Here is a 16,417-nt window from a genome sequence, read left to right as displayed (position 1 = left end):
ATCGGCTTTTCTGTGGGAGCGAGCCTGCTCGCGATTGAGGGCACCGCGGTATACCTGATAAACCGAGGTGCAACTTTCGCGAGCAGGCTCGCTCCCACAGGGGTTTGTGTTTAATCCACTTCGGCTGGTTGATCTTATAAAGGCGCGAACCATGGGCTCAGGCTTCTTTTCTTCCTGGACATTCTGGGCCCTGATGTCGGCAGCTTTTGCCGCCATGACCGCGATCTTTGCCAAAATCGGCATCGAAAACGTCAACTCCGACTTCGCCACGTTGCTGCGCACCGTGGTGGTGTTGGTCAGCCTGGCCTTGATTTTGTACGCCACGGGCCAATATCAATCATTAGGATCGATCTCGGCCAGGAGCTACCTGTTCCTGCTGCTGTCGGGACTGGCCACCGGCGCCTCGTGGATCTGCTACTTCCGCGCATTGAAACTGGGGCCGGCCTCGCTGGTCGCTCCGGTGGACAAACTCAGTGTGGTACTGGTGGCGGTGCTCGGCGTGATCCTGCTGGGTGAAAAACTCGACCTGCGCCAATGGGGCGGAATCGGCCTGATCACGGCCGGTGTGGTCATGCTTGCGCTACGACGCTAGGCCCCTTCCTACAGAACCTATCCACTCGTCCTACGGACCGAAGTTAACAGGCCTTATTGCCCTGACTGAAGCTGAACACGACCTGTCAGGCAAAAGCCCGAAACACTCTGCCGCTAGCCAGTAACACTTCAGCTGTGCAACATGGCGCGCGTGCCATCCACAAATGGGAATTCCCTTTATGAAACGTTTTCTTAGCATCGCCATGGCGTTGTGCATCGGCCTGACGATGAGCCTCGATGCCAACGCCAAGCGCTTTGGTGGCGGCAAGAGCTCCGGCGCTGCGCCGACTCACCAGACCAGCCAAATGGCTCCTTCTTCTGCTGCAGGTGGCGCTGCTGCCACTGCGGGCGCGGCCGGTGCCGCTGGCGCTGCCACCAAGGCCGGCGGTGCTTCGCGCTGGCTCGGCCCTCTGGCCGGTATCGCGGCCGGTGGCCTGCTGGCTTCCATGTTCATGGGCGGCGGCTTCGAGGGCATGCAGTTCTTCGACATCCTGATCATGGCCGTCATTGCCTTCCTGGTCTTCCGTTTCATCGCCGCTCGTCGTCGCAAGCAACAGGAGCACCTGGCTCCGGCTGGCGCACCGATGCAGCGTGAAGTGTTCGAGCAGAAGCCAAGCGCCATGGGCTCGATCTTCGGTGGTTCGGCCGCTCCGGCTGCCGCCCGTCCGGTCATCAACGCGCCAGCCTGGTTCAATGAAAAGAACTTCATTGAAGCGGCCCGCAACCACTTCCAGTCCCTGCAGCAACACTGGGACGCCAACGAAATGGACAAGATCGCCGAGTTCGTGACCCCGCAGCTGCTTGAGTTCCTCAAGCGCGAACGTGCCGATCTGGGTGAGGGTTTCCAGTCCACCTACATTGATAACCTCAATGTTCAACTGGATGGCGTCGATGATCGCGCCGACAAGACCATCGCCACCCTGACCTTCAGCGGCGTGTCGAAAACCTCGCGTTTCGACCAGGGCGAAGTGTTCAGTGAAAGCTGGAACATGGAACGTCCACAGGGCGAAAACCAGCCTTGGCTGGTTGCCGGTATCCGCCAGAACGGCTGAACCGACCTGCGTTAAATGTGTCGCAACAAAAACCCCGGCCTCGGCCGGGGTTTTCTATTTCACGGTTGCATCTATAGCGAGCTACTGTATAAACCGCCCCAACTAAACCGCGCCATACAAGCAAGAGGATCCCGGACGTGGAAGAAATCATCGAACAACTGCGTGAAGCCAACGAACCGGTACCGGTCCCCTTGGAGCTGCCCGACGAAGATCTGCTGGTCGAAATCGAAGAACAACTGTTCATCGACATCCCATTTGTTTTCAGAGAATTTTTGCTGACCGTCAGCGACGTGGTCTACGGCAGCCTGGAGCCGGTGACCGTCACCGACCCGCAATCCCACACCTACCTGCCGGACGTTGCCGCCAACGCCTGGGACGCCGGTGTCGATCGCAGCCTGATCCCGATCTGCCAGGACGGTGACGACTACTACTGCGTCGAAGAAGACGGCACTGTAGTGCTGTGGCAAGCTGAAGAAGAGCTGATCGCCGAAGAAACCTGGGAATCGGTGTGGCACTGGGCACGAGACGTCTGGCTGGAGAGCTGAGCCGTCTGACGCGCCGCGTGGTCAATGCCCCGAAGATTCCTTGTGATTGTCCAGGGTTTCCAGCAAGGCCACCTGCATCCGCGTGTGCACGCGGATGAACCAGCGCCAGAGCAGCGCCGCCACGGCGGCCGCGACCACGACAATCAACACCAGCAACTTGTTGGTCGGCAGAATACTGGCCGACAAGGCTGCCAACAGCAGGAAGATCACCAACAGCGAAAGGATCGGGATCACCTCGGCGATCACCCGACGCACTCGCTGCGTGTGACGGCCGGCCATCTCCGGTTTCACGCCCATCTCCGCCAACAACATCGACAGCGCCTTGAGCTTGCGATAGGCGGCGATCAGGAACGGCAGCGACAACAGCAATGCCCCTCCCCAAATCAACGCCTTCTGCCAGCTCGGGTCGCTGATCCAGTCCTGCAAATAAGGCGACATCCGCTCGGCAAAAAAAGCGCCCGAGAAAAAGATCGCAATCACCAGCGCCAGATTGACCCCCACCTGCAACAGAATCCTCCGGATCATCGACGCCAATAGCGCGCCCTCGCCTTGAGGCTGGATGCTGCGCAGCCATTCGCCATACATCCCCAATACGCGGCCCAACCGCTGCGGCATCACGCCAGCCAGTTTGATCGACAGCGGATCAGCCGCGCGGATCAGATACGGCGTCAGCAGCGTAGTGATCACCGACACCGCCACGGCGACCGGGTAGAGGAAGTTGCTGGTGACCTGCAGGGTCATCCCCAGTGCCGCGATGATGAAAGAGAATTCGCCAATCTGCGAAAGACCCATCCCCACGCGCAGTGAGGTGCGTCCGTCATTGCCGGCGATAAAGGCGCCGAGGCCACAGGACAGCATCTTGCCGAGTACCACAGCGACGGTAATGACTGCGATTGGCCAAGCGTATTGCAGCAGGATCATCGGGTCGAGCATCAGCCCGATGGCGACGAAAAAGATTGCACTGAACAGGTCGCGAACCGGCTCGATCAGTCGCTCGATCTTCAGCAATTGCCGCGACTCGGCCATGATCGCGCCAATCAGGAACGCGCCGAGCACCATGCTGTACTCGAGCTTGACCACCAACAGGCAGAAGCCGAAACACAGGCCCAGCACGGTGATCAACAGCATCTCGTTGCTTTCGAATTTGGCCACGTAGGCCAGCAGGCGCGGCACCAGCAGAATCCCGATCACCAGCGCGACGATCATGAACAGCGAGAGCTTGCCGACCGTGGAAAACACTTCGCCGGAACTGACCGTGCCACTGACCGCGATGCTCGACAGCAAGGCAATGATGCCGATGCCGAGAATGTCCTCGACGATCAGTACGCCGAAAATCAGCTGCGCGAAGCGCTCGTTTTTCATCTTCAGGTCATTGAGTGCCTTGACGATGATGGTGGTCGAAGAGATGGCCAGGATCGCGCCAAGGAACAGCGAGTCCATGGTGTTCCAGTCGAACCAGCGGCCGATTTCGTAGCCGATCCAGATCATCAGCACGATTTCCAGGAACGCCGCGATAAACGCCGTGGCGCCGACCTTGAACAGTTTGCGCAGGCTGAACTCCAGGCCCAGGCAGAACATCAGGAAAATCACCCCGAGTTCGGCGAGGGTCTTGATGGTTTCTTCGTCGTGGATCAGGCCGAAGGGGGGCGTGTGCGGGCCGATGATGAACCCGGCGACGATGTAGCCGAGGACGACCGGTTGTTTGAGGCGGTGAAACAGTACGGTCACCACGCCTGCGACCAGCATGATCACTGCCAGATCCTGAATAAAACTGATGGCATGCATGGCGTGGGGCTCCTTAAGGTCGACTTTCGGAGGTTAACACCGCGACTTCCGCCAGAAAGGCGGTGCAATATATGGAAACAGATCGATCCGGCGTGACGGCGATCACCCGCCCGGCGTCCCGATAACTGTGGTTTGAAAAAAACCGAACAGGCACCCGCAGAGGTGCACTCCTCCGAAACCTGCCTTGAACCGTGAGAACGTTATGGAACCCGGAAACGCCCAGCTGTCGATGACGGTACTGATGACTCCCGACATGGCCAACTTCTCTGGCAATGTCCACGGCGGCACCTTGCTCAAGTACCTGGACGAAGTGGCCTACGCCTGCGCCAGCCGCTATGCCGGCCGCTACGTGGTGACCCTGTCGGTGGATCAGGTGATTTTTCGCGAGCCGATCCATGTCGGCGAACTGGTGACCTTCCTGGCGTCGGTCAACTACACCGGCAACACCTCCATGGAGGTCGGCATCAAGGTGGTGACCGAAAACATCCGCGAGCGCTCGGTGCGCCACACCAACAGCTGCTTCTTCACCATGGTTGCGGTGGATGACGACCGTAAACCGGCCGCCGTACCGCCGCTGCAACCACAGAACAGCGAAGACAAACGCCGCTACATGCAGGCCCAGCAGCGTCGGCAGATTCGTCAGGAGCTGGAAAAGCGGTATCAGGAGATCAAGGGCGACGCCTGATACGTTTGACCGTTAAATCGCATTCGCGGGCAAGCCTCGCTCCTACAAGTCAAAGTCATTCACACGTTTTGTGTACGGCTTGAACTTGTAGGAGCGAGGCTTGCCCGCGAAGCTTTTAAAGGCTGATCGCGGTGGCCTCAAACCGCACTCGCGGATGCGCAATACGGTCCTGCGCCCGCACCAGCTCCAACTCGTAGCTGGCGCACGCCTGGGTCTCCAGCAGCACTTCATGCACCGCCGACGCAGCAAATTCGAACGCCGCCACCAGGCTGTCGCCCAACAGTACACGCGCCAGAAACAGGCCGGATGTCAGGTCGCCAACGCCCACCGGCTGACGCGGAAACGCCAGCATTGGACGTCGCAGGTGCCAGCTGCCTTCGCTCGTCACCAGCAACATTTCGAACACATCCTCCGGTTTGCCGGGATAGGCCAGATGCTTGACCAGCACCGCCTGCGGACCGCGTGCCAGCAACGCTTTCGCCATGGCCAGGCAATCGAACAGCGACTGCGGCTTGCGGCCCGAGAAGCTGTCCAGCTCAAGTTGGTTCGGGCACATGAAGTCCGCCATGGCTGCCGCTTCTTCCAGCAGAAAATCGCTGACTTCGGCCGGCACGCTGCAACCCTTCTCTGGATGGCCCATCACCGGGTCGCACAGATACAGTGCCTTGGGATTCATCGACTTGATCCGCGCCACGCCCGTCAGGATCGCCCGGCCCTGGGCTGCACTGCCGAGGTAACCGGACAACACCGCATCGCAATTGCCCAGCTCGCCAATCGCTGCGATGCCCTCGACCAATTCGGGAATCTGCTGCGGTGCCAGCACGTCGCCCGCCCATTGCCCGTATTGGGTGTGGTTGGAGAACTGCACGGTATTGAGCGGCCAGACATTCACCCCGACCCGCTGCATCGGGAAAACCGCGGCGCTGTTGCCAGCGTGGCCGAACACCACGTGGGACTGAATGGCGAGCAGATGGGGCGTACGTTTCATGCGGTGAGTTTTCCGTAAACCGATTGAAATTCAAGCCGCGCAGTATGCGACTAAACGCAGCCTGTACGACAGACCGGCGACGCAGTTAAGCTGACACTATCTAGTTGGAGCACCCTGTTGATGCTGACCCTCGGAAATATCTTCGTGCTGATGCTGCTCGCCACTGGCGGCGCGTGGCTGTGGCACAACCATGGCTTGCGCGAGCGCGCGCTGGAGCGGGTCAAGCTGCATTGCGTCAAGCTCGGGATCGAGTTGCTGGACGGCAACGTGGCGCTGAAAAAAATCGCCTTCATCAAGGATGCCAACGGGCGGCGACGCCTGGCCCGCGTGTATAACTTCGAATTCACGGTGACCGGCGAAACCCGCCATAACGGCACCATCACCCAGTTCGGCGCCCACAGCGCGCAGATCGAACTGGCGCCCTACCCGATGCCGTTCGACGACACGCCTCCGGTGGTCGACGTGGCGAAGCCTCGCGCTGAAGTGATTGAGCTTAGTCAGTGGCGGCAAGAACACACAAAATGGCGTCCTTAATTCAACCGACAGTCGGCCAGTGCGCTCTGCAATGAATCAACCTGCTGCGGCTCGCTGAAGATCAGCTCGATCCGCGAATCCCGGCGCCATTCACTGGGCTGCCACGCCAATGGCGAGTTATCCAGGGCATTCGCTGAAACCCAGCCGGCGCTGCTGTGGATAACCAGCTTCGCCCGCCGCCAGGCAAGGCTTTCAAGCCATCGGCCAACGCGCGCGGAATCGAATGTCTGGCTCGGATGCCAGCGCCAGCCAATGCTCCAGCCCCCCTCCTGCTCCTGACTCAAGCAAATCGGCACCTCGGGATCAGTCCAGACGGTCGGCATCTGCGCCATTCCTTTGGGTTGGACGAAGTTATCCACACCCACCACAGCCTTCGCCTCCAGGCCGGGCAACTCGCTCAACGGCAACACAGCCTGCTGTGTCCAGTACACGCGACGCGCCGACAACTGCGCGACGACTCGCTGACGATCGCCTGTGTCGAGGTTTTCCGACTTGTTCAGCAGCAACAGCCCGGCGCTGCCCAACGCCTCCTGCTGCGTCACAGGCAGCGGTTTGCCGGCTGCCAGCGCTTGGGCATCCAGCACCAGCACGCTGGGCTGGACGGCCAGCACACCCAGCCACGGCGCCTCTTGCAGTTGCCTGAGCAACTGCGCCGGATGGCCCAGCCCGGACGGCTCGATAAACAACCGATCCGGCCGCGCCTTGCGCAGCAAACGTCCGAGGCCGATCTGAAACGGCGCACCATTGACGCAACACAAACAACCCCCGGCCACTTCGCCCAGTGCGATACCATCGGCGTCCCGGGTCAGCAACGCAGCGTCGAGGCCGATCTGGCCGAACTCGTTGATCAGCACCGCCCAGCGCTCGTTCGCCGGCCGCTGCGCCAACAGATGCTTGATCAAACTGGTCTTGCCTGCGCCCAAGGGGCCGGCAATGACGTGCGTTGGAATGTTCTGCAACATGGTCGGTGTTTTCTGAGGAGGTAAAGGATGCGGTTGATTGGCTGGACGTTGCTTCTGGCGCTGGTTTGCGGTGAGGCGCTGGCCCAGGCCTGCGTAGTACATAGCACGGCTGAGCGACTCGACGTAAAAGTCTGCCAGCAGAACCGCAACATCCCGGAAAAGCTCTTCGCCGACGGGTTCTGCCAGCCCAACCTTGCAGGCCAGAAAGTCGATGTGCAATACGTTGACCAATGCCCCGGCGGCGCATTCGGTGTGTGCAGCAATGCCCAAGTCACCAATATGCCTTACCGGCAGGATATTCACTATTACGGCGTGGCCACCGACGCGGCGTATCTGAAGCCGTTTTGCGAAGGCCAGAGCCAGGGCAACTGGCTCAAGCCTTGATCCGCTATCCCAACCAGTCGAGGGTCAGGATCAAGCGGCGCTCGCCCGGCGCGGGTTGCGGCGAGCGGTGGATCAGGCCAAAGCCTTCGTTGCCGTGCCATTTCTCGCCCTTGAGTAAAGCCACGTAACCGCTGCCGATGTGCTGGATCAGCGAATCATCCGTAGGTTCAGCTTCGGGTTTACTCAATTGGCGGCGATCCATTGCCCCTTCCTTCAGCCATTCGCTGCCGATTCCGGCGTACGTGGTGATCAAGCGCACGGGCACATGATCGACGTGAAAACGCGGGCACATGGCTTTGTCCAGAACCCGTAGACGCACGCCGATACGCTTGGCGCCCAACAGACAGGCGAATGCGCTGACCAACCAGGAAACGTCGGCGATAAAGCCCTCATAGCCCTCATAGCCCTCAAGATCGTTGAAGCCCGAGGCCAGTCCTTGCAGATTGGGCTCGGTGTCGTCAGCGGGCATTTCCAAAACCAGCGACTCGGCCAATGGCTCGTTCAGGGACAGCAACAAACGGCCGAAATCGGCGATGTGCACCGGGAGTCGGCGCTGCCAAATGGCGAGGTTCACGCCATCGTCCAGAATTCGCGCGAGGGCTTGCGGCGTCTCGCCCTGAACCTGACTAATGACCGGTCGTAACTTCAAGGTCGGCGCCAGCATCACGCGGCTTCCTCTTCATGCCAGGGGCCGAACGGATCGGGCAACAATCGCCAGCCCTCGACGCCAGACGCCATTTCTTCATCACTCAGCAGGCACTCGTCGAGTTCCGTGGTGAGTAAGTTGAAGTCGATGTTCTGACCAATGAACACCAGTTCCTGCCGGCAATCGCCAGTGGCGGCGGTCCAGTTTTCCATGATCCCGGCGGTGCTTTCTTCGTCCTGCGGCCACTGGGTTTTCGGCACGAAACGCCACCAGCGTCCGGCAAAACCATGGCGCATCAAACCGCCCGCCTGAGACCAACTGCCCGCGTCCATGGGTTTGCTCGCCAGCCAGAAAAAACCTTTCGAGCGCAGCAATTTGCCATTCACCCATGGACGGTCGATGAAGCTGAAAAAACGCTGTGGATGAAACGGCCTGCGTGCTCGATACGCCGTGGAAGCGATGCCGTATTCCTCGGTTTCCGGCACGTGTTCACCGCGAAGCTCCTGCAACCAGCCTGGTGCCTGTGCCGCTTTTTCAAAGTCGAAACGACCGGTGTTGAGGATCTTTTTCAGCGGGATTTCGCCCATGACCATCGGGATGATTTCGGCTTGCGAGTTCAATCGCTCGAGGATCGCGATCAGCTCATGACGCTCGCGGCTGCTGATCAAATCGATCTTGCTGATCAGGATCACGTCGGCGAATTCGATCTGCTCGATCAATAGGTCGGTGATCGAGCGCTCGTCCTCTTCGCCCAGGGTTTCGCCACGCGAGGCGAGGCTTTCGGCGGCCTGATAATCGAGCAAAAAGTTCATGCCATCGACCACAGTGACCATGGTGTCGAGACGTGCGATGTCGGCCAGGCTTTGCCCTTCTTCGTCGCGGAAGGTGAAGGTTTCCGCCACGGGAAGGGGTTCCGAAATGCCGGTGGATTCGATCAGCAAGTAATCGAAGCGGCCGTCCCTGGCGAGTTGGCTGACTTCTTCGAGCAGGTCTTCGCGCAAGGTGCAGCAGATGCAGCCGTTGCTCATTTCCACGAGTTTTTCTTCGGCGCGGTTCAGGGTGACATCACGCTGAACTTCGCTGCCATCGATGTTGATTTCGCTCATGTCGTTGACGATCACGGCGACTCGCAGGTTGTCGCGGTTACGCAGCACGTAGTTGAGCAGCGTGCTTTTGCCGGCGCCGAGAAAGCCCGACAGAACGGTCACGGGGAGACGATTGGGCATCAGGTAGTCCTCACAGGAGATGCCCGGTCGCAGTGTCGGGCTTAATTCAATGTTATAGTATAACAATGCAATTAAACTACTCCCCTCTTGCCGGCAGTGACAAAGGGCAGGATGCTGAAGCCCGTTCGCCCCGAGAGAAATCCCATGCGCACTGCCTTGAAATTAACGCTGATGAGCGTTTCGTTGCTGCTCGCCGTAGACGCCTGGGCGCAAATCCCGAGCCTGGCCAGCTGCACCCGCAGCGCCAACCTGCTGGCCTGCGTGGATGCCGACGGCAACGCTTACAGCGTCAACACCGTCGGCAGCACGATCTACTTGCGAGGCTTCGAACGGGCGGGCAAGCGCTATTGGGCGCAAACCAACAGTCGCTACGGGCAACTGACATTCTTCACCGGGATCGCTTCCGACGGCGAAGCCTGGGTGGGCTACAACCGTCGGGTTGGCTGGACCACCATCAACCGGTTTTCCAGTTCCGGTGGCAGCAGTGCCAGGTTCACTTGCAGCCGGATCACTGGCTGCTAGGCCTGCGCTTTTTGCTGTTCTTGTTGCCAGGCGATGTAACTGTTGAGCGGCGGATTCTTCTGAAAGTAGCGCTGTAATCCTTCGAACAAACCGTCAGCCACGGCCTGCTGATGCCGCGCCGTGACCAGCCGCTGACTGTCGCGAGCGTTGGAAATGAAGCCGGTTTCCACCAGGATCGAAGGCACGTCCGGCGATTTCAGTACGGCAAATCCTGCCTGCTCCACGCGCTTCTGATGCAACGTGGTGATGCCCGCCAGACTGCCGAGCACCGTGTTGCCCAACTGCAAACTCGCGGCGAGGGTGGCGTTCATCGACATGTCGAGAATCACCCCGGCCAGCATCGGGTCCTTGTCCTTGAGATTGAGCAGGCTGGTGGCGCCCAACAGGTCCGCGCCGTTCTCTCGCTGCGCCATGAAGCGCGCCGTGGCCGACGTCGCTCCGCCCTCAGACAAGCAATACACCGACGCGCCAGAAGCCGTGAGACGCGGCGCCGCATCGGCATGCACCGAGATGAACATATCGGCGTTGTGTTTGCGGGCGATCTCCACGCGCTTGCGCAGCGGGACGAAGAAGTCGTCGTTGCGCACCAGTTTCACGTCGAAGCCCTTCTCCCTTTTCAGCCGTTTGGCCAACAGCTGAGCGATGGACAACACCACGTCTTTCTCACGCTCGCCTTTGGCACCGACTGCGCCCGGGTCTTTGCCGCCATGGCCGGGGTCGACCACCACGATGATGTCCCGTTTCGGGTGAGCCTTGTCGATGGCTGCAATGGGCGCTGCAGCGATTTGCAAGGGGGCCGCGGTCTTCAGGTCGAGCACCAGCCGATGACCCTGCCCGTCCTGCGGCGGCAACAAAAAGCTGTTGAGCTGCACCGGGCCGCTGAGGTCGAGGACGATCCGCGTATCGCCCTGACCAAAGTGCCCGGAGCGGATCGAGCGAATCACCGTGTTACCAAGCACCAGCTGACTGAAGTCGCCACTGAAGTTGGCGCCACTCAGGTCAATGATCAGCCGCTCAGGCGCGCTCAGTGAAAAGGTTTTGTACTGCACCGGCCCGCTCAGATCGAACACCAGGCGCAGCTTGTCATCCGAGCGCCAGAGCCGCGCGTTGCGAATTTGCGTGGCACCAACACCGAAGGGCAATGCGAAGGCCGCGCTGGCCAGGATCAAGTTGAGCAAGTGACGTCTGTGCATGGTGAAAGCCGCTCGTGAAAAAGGCGTAGTCGATTTTAATGTAATAACATAACATGTCGAACCGACTTCCACGATGGACCTGCTCATGAATGCGCTGACTCTGCCGGATATCGCCGCGCAGGCCTCACGCCAAGCCCTGCCACTTGAATGGGTGGGCATGTGCGGCATTGCTCTTCCAGTTTTATTCGATGGCCAACGATTGAGCGCGAAGGCCGATGCGGGCGTGAGCCTCGATGATGGGGAAGCGCGCGGCATTCATATGTCGCGGCTGTACCTGGCACTGGAAATGCTCGAACAGGAACGGCTGACACCCGCCCTGTTGCGGCGTGTCTTGCAGCGATTTCTTGATACCCATGAAGGTTTATCCAACAGCGCTTACCTGAACATTCACGCAGATTTGCTGCTCAAACGGCCAGCGCTGATCAGTCCATTGTCCGGTTGGAAATCCTATCCAGTCAGCATCAATGCGCGTTTGAAAAACGCGATGTTCCACGTGGAACTAAACATCGACATCCCCTATTCCTCAACTTGCCCCTGTTCAGCTGCACTGGCGCGGCAGTTGATTCAGCAGCAATTCGTCGACGACTTTGCCAACCAGCCACTGCAACACGCCGATGTTTTGGCTTGGCTCGGCGCCACAAAAGGCATCGTTGCCACGCCTCACAGCCAACGCAGCAATGCACAGCTGAGGCTGCGTCTCGATGATTATCTCGATGACCTGCCACTGATTGCGCTGATCAACGACGCCGAAGCCGCCCTCGGTACCGCCGTGCAAACCGCGGTAAAGCGTGCCGACGAACAAGCCTTCGCGCTGGCCAATGGTCAAAACCTGATGTTCTGCGAAGACGCCGCTCGCCGTTTGAATCTGGCGTTGAAGCGCTCCCCCGGCATCAATGCCTTCCACCTGAAAGTCGTCCACGCCGAGAGCCTGCACGCCCACGACGCCGTCGCCGAAAGCCGATGGAATTGGGAGGCCGCATGATTCGCTGCGAGGCATTGCGCTGGGGTGCGCCGGGGCAACCGCTCACGCCGCCGGTAGATTTCGAACTGAACCAAGGCAGCCTGACCGCCGTGATCGGCGCCAACGGCTCAGGCAAAAGCAGCCTGCTGAAAGTCATCGCCGGCCTGCAAAAACCACTGACCGGCAAAGTGATCCTGGGTGTTCCACGCAAAGGCTCACTCTCGTTCCTCCCCCAGCAACAGAACCTCGACCGGCAATTCCCGATCAGTCTGCAAGAGTTGGTCGCCGCTGGTTTCTGGGGCAGCAAGCTTTCCCCCGAAGTCCGAAGCCAACGCCTTAAAGCCGTGCTGGAAAACTGGTGCCTGACCGGTCTGGAGCAGCGCCCATTGATGGCCCTCTCCGGCGGCGAATTGCAGCGCGCCCTGCTCGCCCGATTGAGTCTCGCCGAAGCACCCTTGCTGTTGCTCGATGAACCTCACGCCGCCCTCGACGAACTCGGTCAATCACTGCTGTGGAGAAACATCCACGCCTGGCACGCCGAAGGTCGAACCCTGGTGGTCGTGTGTCATGACCTCGCCGCCGTGCGCCAACACATTCCTCAAACGCTGCTGATCAAAAGCAGCGGCTGCGTCCTCGGCTCCAGCACCGAGCTTATCCGCCAACAACCACAGACGCAGGTGGCCTGATGCTCGCCGCTGCCCATCTTTGGCAACCGTTCCACGAGTTCGTGTTCATGCGCCGGGCACTGCTCGGTGGATTGGTGTTGGCCTGCAGCACGGCACCGCTCGGGGTGTTTCTGATTCTGCGACGCATGAGTCTGATCGGCGACGCGGTTGCTCACGGCATCCTGCCCGGCGCCGCGCTCGGCTTCTGGTTCGCCGGGCTGAGCCTTCCGGCACTGACCTTCGGCGGCCTCGGTGCAGGCCTGAGCATGGCCGGGCTCGCGGCATGGATCACTCGCCGCACAGGTCTGAGAGAAGACGCGAGCCTCGCCGCAATCTACCCAATCTCCCTCGCCAGCGGCGTGCTGATCCTCGGCATCGCCGGCAAACGCCTGGACCTGCTGCACTTGCTGTTTGGCTCGGCGTTGGCAGTCGACGGTCCGACGTTGACCGGCATGTTGTGGGTCTCAGGGCTCAGCCTTGTCGCCATGGCGCTCATCTACAAACCGTTGTTGCTGGACACCCTCGATCCGCTCTTTCTGCAAACCGTCAGCCGTCTCGGTCCACTGGCACACGGCGTATTCCTGACATTGGTGGTGCTGAATCTGGTGATCGGATTTCAAGCCATTGGTGCGTTGATGGTCGTCGGTCTGATGATGTTGCCCGCCGCCGCGTCGCGTTTCTGGAGTCGACGCTTGCCCGTGTTGATGGCCATCGCCGGGCTGCTCGGCTGCCTCTCGGTGTGGCTCGGCTTGTTGCTGTCGTTCTATTACTCGCTGCCCAGCGGCCCCGCGATCGTGCTGGTGGCTGGCGGCGGGTATCTGCTGTCCGTGGTGTTCGGACCGGTACACGGCTTGCTGCGCCGCCCGCCCTTGCTCACATCCCAATGAGGTGTTTCCCGATGCGCGCTTTACTCGTGCTGTTCAGTTTGATGCTGTCGATGTCGTTGTCTGCGGCGGAAAAACTGCAGGTGGTCACCAGCTTCAGCATCCTCGCCGACATGACCCATCAGGTCGGTGGCGAGCACATCCAGATCACCAACATGGTCGGCCCCGATGCCGATGCTCACACCTATGAGCCGACTCCGGACGATGCCAAGGCATTGCTCAAGGCCAGACTCATCATCAAAAACGGCTTGGGTTTCGAGCCGTGGCTGGACCGCCTGGTGACCAGCACCGAGACCAAAGCCCCGGTCATCAGCGCGAGCCACGGCGTCATCCCACGCTCGCTGGATGAAGATGGCGAGACCGTCCCCGACCCTCACGCCTGGCACAACCTGGCGAACACCGAGCTGTACATCAGCAACATCACCAAGGCGCTGATCGCCGCCGACCCGGCGAACAAAGCCGACTATGTACGCAACAGCCAGGCCTACCTGAAACAGATCTACGCGCTGCTCGCCGAAGCCAAAGCCAAGCTCGGTTCGCTGCCACCGGGCAACCGCAAGATCGTGACGTCCCACGATGCATTCGGTTATCTCGGTCAGGCCTATGGCATCGACTTCATGGCGCCACAAGGTCTGTCCACCGAGCGCGAACCTTCCGCCGCCGAAGTCGCTGCGCTGATCACCCAGATTCGCCAGGCCAAGGTCAAAGCGGTGTTCATGGAGAACATCAAGGATGCCCGCCTGCTCAAGCAGATTGCCGATGAAAGCGGCGCGCACATCGGCGGCACGCTGTACTCCGATGCGCTCGCCGCCACCGGTCCGGCGAGCACCTTCACCGGGTTGTTCGAGTACAACCTCAACACCTTGTACGAGGCTTTGAGCAAGCCATGATCCGCAAGAACCCCTCAGGTGATTTGCCGTTGATTGCGGAGTCCGCCTACGTCGATAAGACCGCGATCATCTGCGGCAAAGTGGTGATCGGCGAGAACGTATTCGTCGGCCCCTACGCGGTGATTCGCGCGGACGAAGTCGACGCCTCGGGCGAGATGGAGCCGATCACCATTGGCGCCAACTCGAACATCCAGGACGGCGTGGTGATCCACTCCAAGTCCGGTGCGGCGGTGACGATCGGCGAGTTCAGCTCGATCGCCCACCGCTCCATCGTTCATGGACCGTGCTCCGTGGGCGACCGGGTGTTCATCGGATTCAACAGTGTGCTATTCAACTGCGCCGTCGGTGATGGCTGCGTGGTGCGGCACAACTCGGTGGTCGACGGTCGCGACTTGCCTGCCGACTTCTACGTGCCCTCCACCACCCGCATTGGGCCCAACACCGACCTGTCGCAATTCCCGCCGGTGAGCGTCAGCGCCTCGGAGTTTTCCGAAGACGTGGCGCGCACCAACGTCGATCTGGTGCGCGGCTACAAAGCCCTGCAAAACGAGTTCTGACCATGAACAACGTGCTGATTCGCAATGCCCGGATGGTGAATGAAGGACGTGAGTTCGATGGTGATCTGTTGGTCGGCCATGGTCGCATCGTCAAGATCGCGAGCAGCATCGAAGGGGAAAATGCTGCCGTCGAAATCGATGCTGACGGCCAGTGGTTGTTGCCTGGAATGATCGATGATCAGGTGCACTTCCGCGATCCCGGCTCGCCCGACAAGGGCAGTTTCTACACCGAATCGCGAGCAGCGGTGGCCGGCGGCATCACCAGTTTCATGGACATGCCCAACACGAATCCGGCGACCCTGACGCTGGCAGCATTGGCCGACAAGAAGCGCCGCGCAGCGATCAATTCGGTGGCCAACTACGGCTTTCACTTCGGCGTGAGCAACGACAATCTCGACACCGTCGCCGCGCTCAATCCTTGCGAAGTGGCCGGCGTAAAAGTGTTCATGGGCGCGTCCACGGGCAATATGCTGGTAGATGATCCCAAGGTTCTGGAGCGGCTATTCGCTGAAGTGCCGACGATTCTGTTGGCCCACTGCGAACACACGCCCAGCATCGACGCCAATGCGGTGAACCTGCGAGAGCTGTTCGGCGAGCACATTCCCGCCGCAGCCCATCCGCTGATCCGCAATGCCGAGGCCTGCTTCCGTTCGTCCTCGATGGCCGTGGATCTGGCCAAGCGACATGGCACCCGGCTTCATGTGTTGCACCTGACCACCGCCCGCGAACTGGCGTTGTTCGAAGACAAGCCACTGACACAAAAACGCATTACCGCCGAAGTCTGTCTGCACCATCTGCTCTTCGACGATCGCGACTACGCAACGCTCGGCAACTTGATCAAATGCAACCCGGCGATCAAAACCCAGGCCGACCGAGACACCTTGCGCCGGGCCCTGATGAGTGATCGACTGGACGTCATCGGCAGCGATCACGCGCCTCACACCTGGGACGAAAAGCAACGTCCCTACTGCCAGGCACCGTCCGGCTTGCCATTGGTGCAACACGCCCTGCCCGCCCTGCTGGAGTTGGTGGCGGATGACGTTCTACCGATCACCACCCTTGTGGCCAAGACCAGTCACCGTGTCGCCGATCTGTTTGCGATTCCCGACCGAGGCTATTTGCGCGAAGGGTATTGGGCCGACCTGGTGTTGATCAAACCCGAACCTGGTGGCGTTGCCGTCTCCCAACAGCCGATCCTGTCTCAATGCGGCTGGACGCCCTTCGCGCAGCGGCGCTTTCGCCACAGCGTGAGCACCACGTTGGTATCGGGGCAAATGGCGTGGCACGACAAATGTCTTAATGACAGCTGCCAGGGTTTACCGCTACGGTTTACACGCTAGTGCAGCA

The 16,417-nt window shown here is 60.2% G+C and carries 19 protein-coding genes; 13 read left to right on the top strand and 6 right to left on the bottom strand.

Annotated elements, in window-relative coordinates; translation table 11 throughout:
* Window positions 1-151 precede the first annotated feature (151 nt).
* The 3 genes from KGB24_RS25280 (at window position 152) to KGB24_RS25270 (ending at window position 2,188) form a co-directional block, all read left to right on the top strand.
* A complete protein-coding gene (locus KGB24_RS25280) occupies window positions 152-592 on the top strand; it encodes an EamA family transporter (RefSeq protein ID WP_007934436.1) in 441 nt (146 codons plus the stop codon).
* A 178-nt stretch (window positions 593-770) separates the two neighbouring features.
* On the top strand, window positions 771-1,643 hold the full coding sequence (locus KGB24_RS25275) for a Tim44 domain-containing protein (protein WP_223415546.1): 873 nt from the start codon (window positions 771-773) through the stop codon (window positions 1,641-1,643).
* 137 nt (window positions 1,644-1,780) lie between these two features.
* Window positions 1,781-2,188 carry an SMI1/KNR4 family protein gene (locus KGB24_RS25270; protein ID WP_003187120.1) on the top strand — a complete coding sequence of 136 codons (408 nt, stop codon included), beginning with the start codon at window positions 1,781-1,783 and terminating at the stop codon, window positions 2,186-2,188.
* Window positions 2,189-2,209: 21 nt separating this feature from the next.
* Here the strand turns inward: KGB24_RS25270 and KGB24_RS25265 are convergent, their stop codons facing one another.
* Entirely contained in the window at window positions 2,210-3,973 is a 1,764-nt protein-coding gene (locus KGB24_RS25265; RefSeq protein ID WP_008027455.1) for a cation:proton antiporter, read from the bottom strand.
* Window positions 3,974-4,175: 202 nt separating this feature from the next.
* Between KGB24_RS25265 and KGB24_RS25260 the strand changes: the two genes are divergently transcribed.
* Entirely contained in the window at window positions 4,176-4,658 is a 483-nt protein-coding gene (locus KGB24_RS25260) for an acyl-CoA thioesterase (RefSeq protein WP_008027457.1), read from the top strand.
* A 115-nt stretch (window positions 4,659-4,773) separates the two neighbouring features.
* On the opposite strand, the gene pdxY is transcribed toward KGB24_RS25260, so the two are convergent.
* The gene (gene pdxY, locus KGB24_RS25255; RefSeq protein WP_008041336.1) at window positions 4,774-5,646 is read right to left on the bottom strand and encodes a pyridoxal kinase PdxY; all 873 of its coding nucleotides are present in this window, start codon (window positions 5,644-5,646) and stop codon (window positions 4,774-4,776) included.
* A 120-nt stretch (window positions 5,647-5,766) separates the two neighbouring features.
* Between pdxY and KGB24_RS25250 the strand changes: the two genes are divergently transcribed.
* On the top strand, window positions 5,767-6,180 hold the full coding sequence (locus KGB24_RS25250; RefSeq protein ID WP_008027461.1) for a DUF3301 domain-containing protein: 414 nt from the start codon (window positions 5,767-5,769) through the stop codon (window positions 6,178-6,180).
* Here the strand turns inward: KGB24_RS25250 and KGB24_RS25245 are convergent.
* On the bottom strand, window positions 6,177-7,142 hold the full coding sequence (locus KGB24_RS25245; RefSeq protein WP_223415545.1) for a CobW family GTP-binding protein: 966 nt from the start codon (window positions 7,140-7,142) through the stop codon (window positions 6,177-6,179). The two genes, KGB24_RS25250 and KGB24_RS25245, sit on opposite strands and share 4 nt — an antisense overlap.
* 27 nt (window positions 7,143-7,169) lie before the next feature.
* Between KGB24_RS25245 and KGB24_RS25240 the strand changes: the two genes are divergently transcribed.
* Window positions 7,170-7,526: an NADH:ubiquinone oxidoreductase gene (locus KGB24_RS25240; RefSeq protein WP_223415544.1), complete on the top strand. Its 357-nt coding sequence runs from the start codon at window positions 7,170-7,172 to the stop codon at window positions 7,524-7,526.
* A 4-nt stretch (window positions 7,527-7,530) separates the two neighbouring features.
* Here KGB24_RS25240 and KGB24_RS25235 read toward each other — a convergent pair whose 3' ends face one another.
* Window positions 7,531-8,190, bottom strand: coding sequence for a DUF1826 domain-containing protein (locus KGB24_RS25235; protein ID WP_223415543.1), 660 nt, complete (start codon window positions 8,188-8,190; stop codon window positions 7,531-7,533).
* Window positions 8,190-9,398 (bottom strand): zinc metallochaperone GTPase ZigA, encoded by a 1,209-nt coding sequence (zigA, locus tag KGB24_RS25230; RefSeq protein ID WP_223415542.1) that lies wholly within the window; start codon window positions 9,396-9,398, stop codon window positions 8,190-8,192. Before zigA ends, KGB24_RS25235 begins: the two co-directional genes overlap by 1 nt.
* A gap of 144 nt (window positions 9,399-9,542) precedes the next feature.
* Between zigA and KGB24_RS25225 the strand changes: the two genes are divergently transcribed.
* Complete coding sequence (locus tag KGB24_RS25225) at window positions 9,543-9,920, top strand: glutamine synthetase (RefSeq protein ID WP_207284987.1); 378 nt, start codon at window positions 9,543-9,545, stop codon at window positions 9,918-9,920.
* Here the strand turns inward: KGB24_RS25225 and KGB24_RS25220 are convergent.
* Window positions 9,917-11,113: an N-acetylmuramoyl-L-alanine amidase gene (locus KGB24_RS25220; protein WP_223415541.1), complete on the bottom strand. Its 1,197-nt coding sequence runs from the start codon at window positions 11,111-11,113 to the stop codon at window positions 9,917-9,919. The genes KGB24_RS25225 and KGB24_RS25220 overlap by 4 nt on opposite strands.
* 85 nt (window positions 11,114-11,198) lie before the next feature.
* Here KGB24_RS25220 and folE2 point away from each other — a divergent pair, with 85 nt between their 5' ends.
* From folE2 to KGB24_RS25190, 6 genes are read left to right on the top strand one after another with little or no spacing between them, the layout of a single operon-like run.
* Window positions 11,199-12,095 (top strand): GTP cyclohydrolase FolE2, encoded by an 897-nt coding sequence (gene folE2, locus KGB24_RS25215; protein WP_223415540.1) that lies wholly within the window; start codon window positions 11,199-11,201, stop codon window positions 12,093-12,095.
* Window positions 12,092-12,760, top strand: coding sequence for a metal ABC transporter ATP-binding protein (locus KGB24_RS25210; protein ID WP_223415539.1), 669 nt, complete (start codon window positions 12,092-12,094; stop codon window positions 12,758-12,760). The genes folE2 and KGB24_RS25210 overlap by 4 nt, the downstream gene beginning before the upstream one ends.
* Window positions 12,760-13,626, top strand: a complete 867-nt coding sequence (locus KGB24_RS25205) for a metal ABC transporter permease (protein ID WP_192417763.1) — start codon at window positions 12,760-12,762, stop codon at window positions 13,624-13,626. The genes KGB24_RS25210 and KGB24_RS25205 overlap by 1 nt, the downstream gene beginning before the upstream one ends.
* Window positions 13,627-13,637: 11 nt before the next feature.
* A complete protein-coding gene (locus tag KGB24_RS25200; protein WP_008041352.1) occupies window positions 13,638-14,513 on the top strand; it encodes a metal ABC transporter substrate-binding protein in 876 nt (291 codons plus the stop codon).
* Window positions 14,510-15,070, top strand: a complete 561-nt coding sequence (locus KGB24_RS25195; RefSeq protein ID WP_150630614.1) for a DapH/DapD/GlmU-related protein — start codon at window positions 14,510-14,512, stop codon at window positions 15,068-15,070. The genes KGB24_RS25200 and KGB24_RS25195 overlap by 4 nt, the downstream gene beginning before the upstream one ends.
* 2 nt (window positions 15,071-15,072) lie before the next feature.
* Complete coding sequence (locus tag KGB24_RS25190) at window positions 15,073-16,410, top strand: dihydroorotase (RefSeq protein ID WP_223415538.1); 1,338 nt, start codon at window positions 15,073-15,075, stop codon at window positions 16,408-16,410.
* Window positions 16,411-16,417: the final 7 nt, after the last annotated feature.

This window comes from Pseudomonas sp. BF-RE-25 (genome assembly GCF_019956105.1).
Classification (GTDB): domain Bacteria; phylum Pseudomonadota; class Gammaproteobacteria; order Pseudomonadales; family Pseudomonadaceae; genus Aquipseudomonas; species Aquipseudomonas migulae.
The sequence above is the reverse complement of the archived record's forward strand: the minus strand, read 5'-3'. Positions and strand labels throughout refer to the sequence as shown.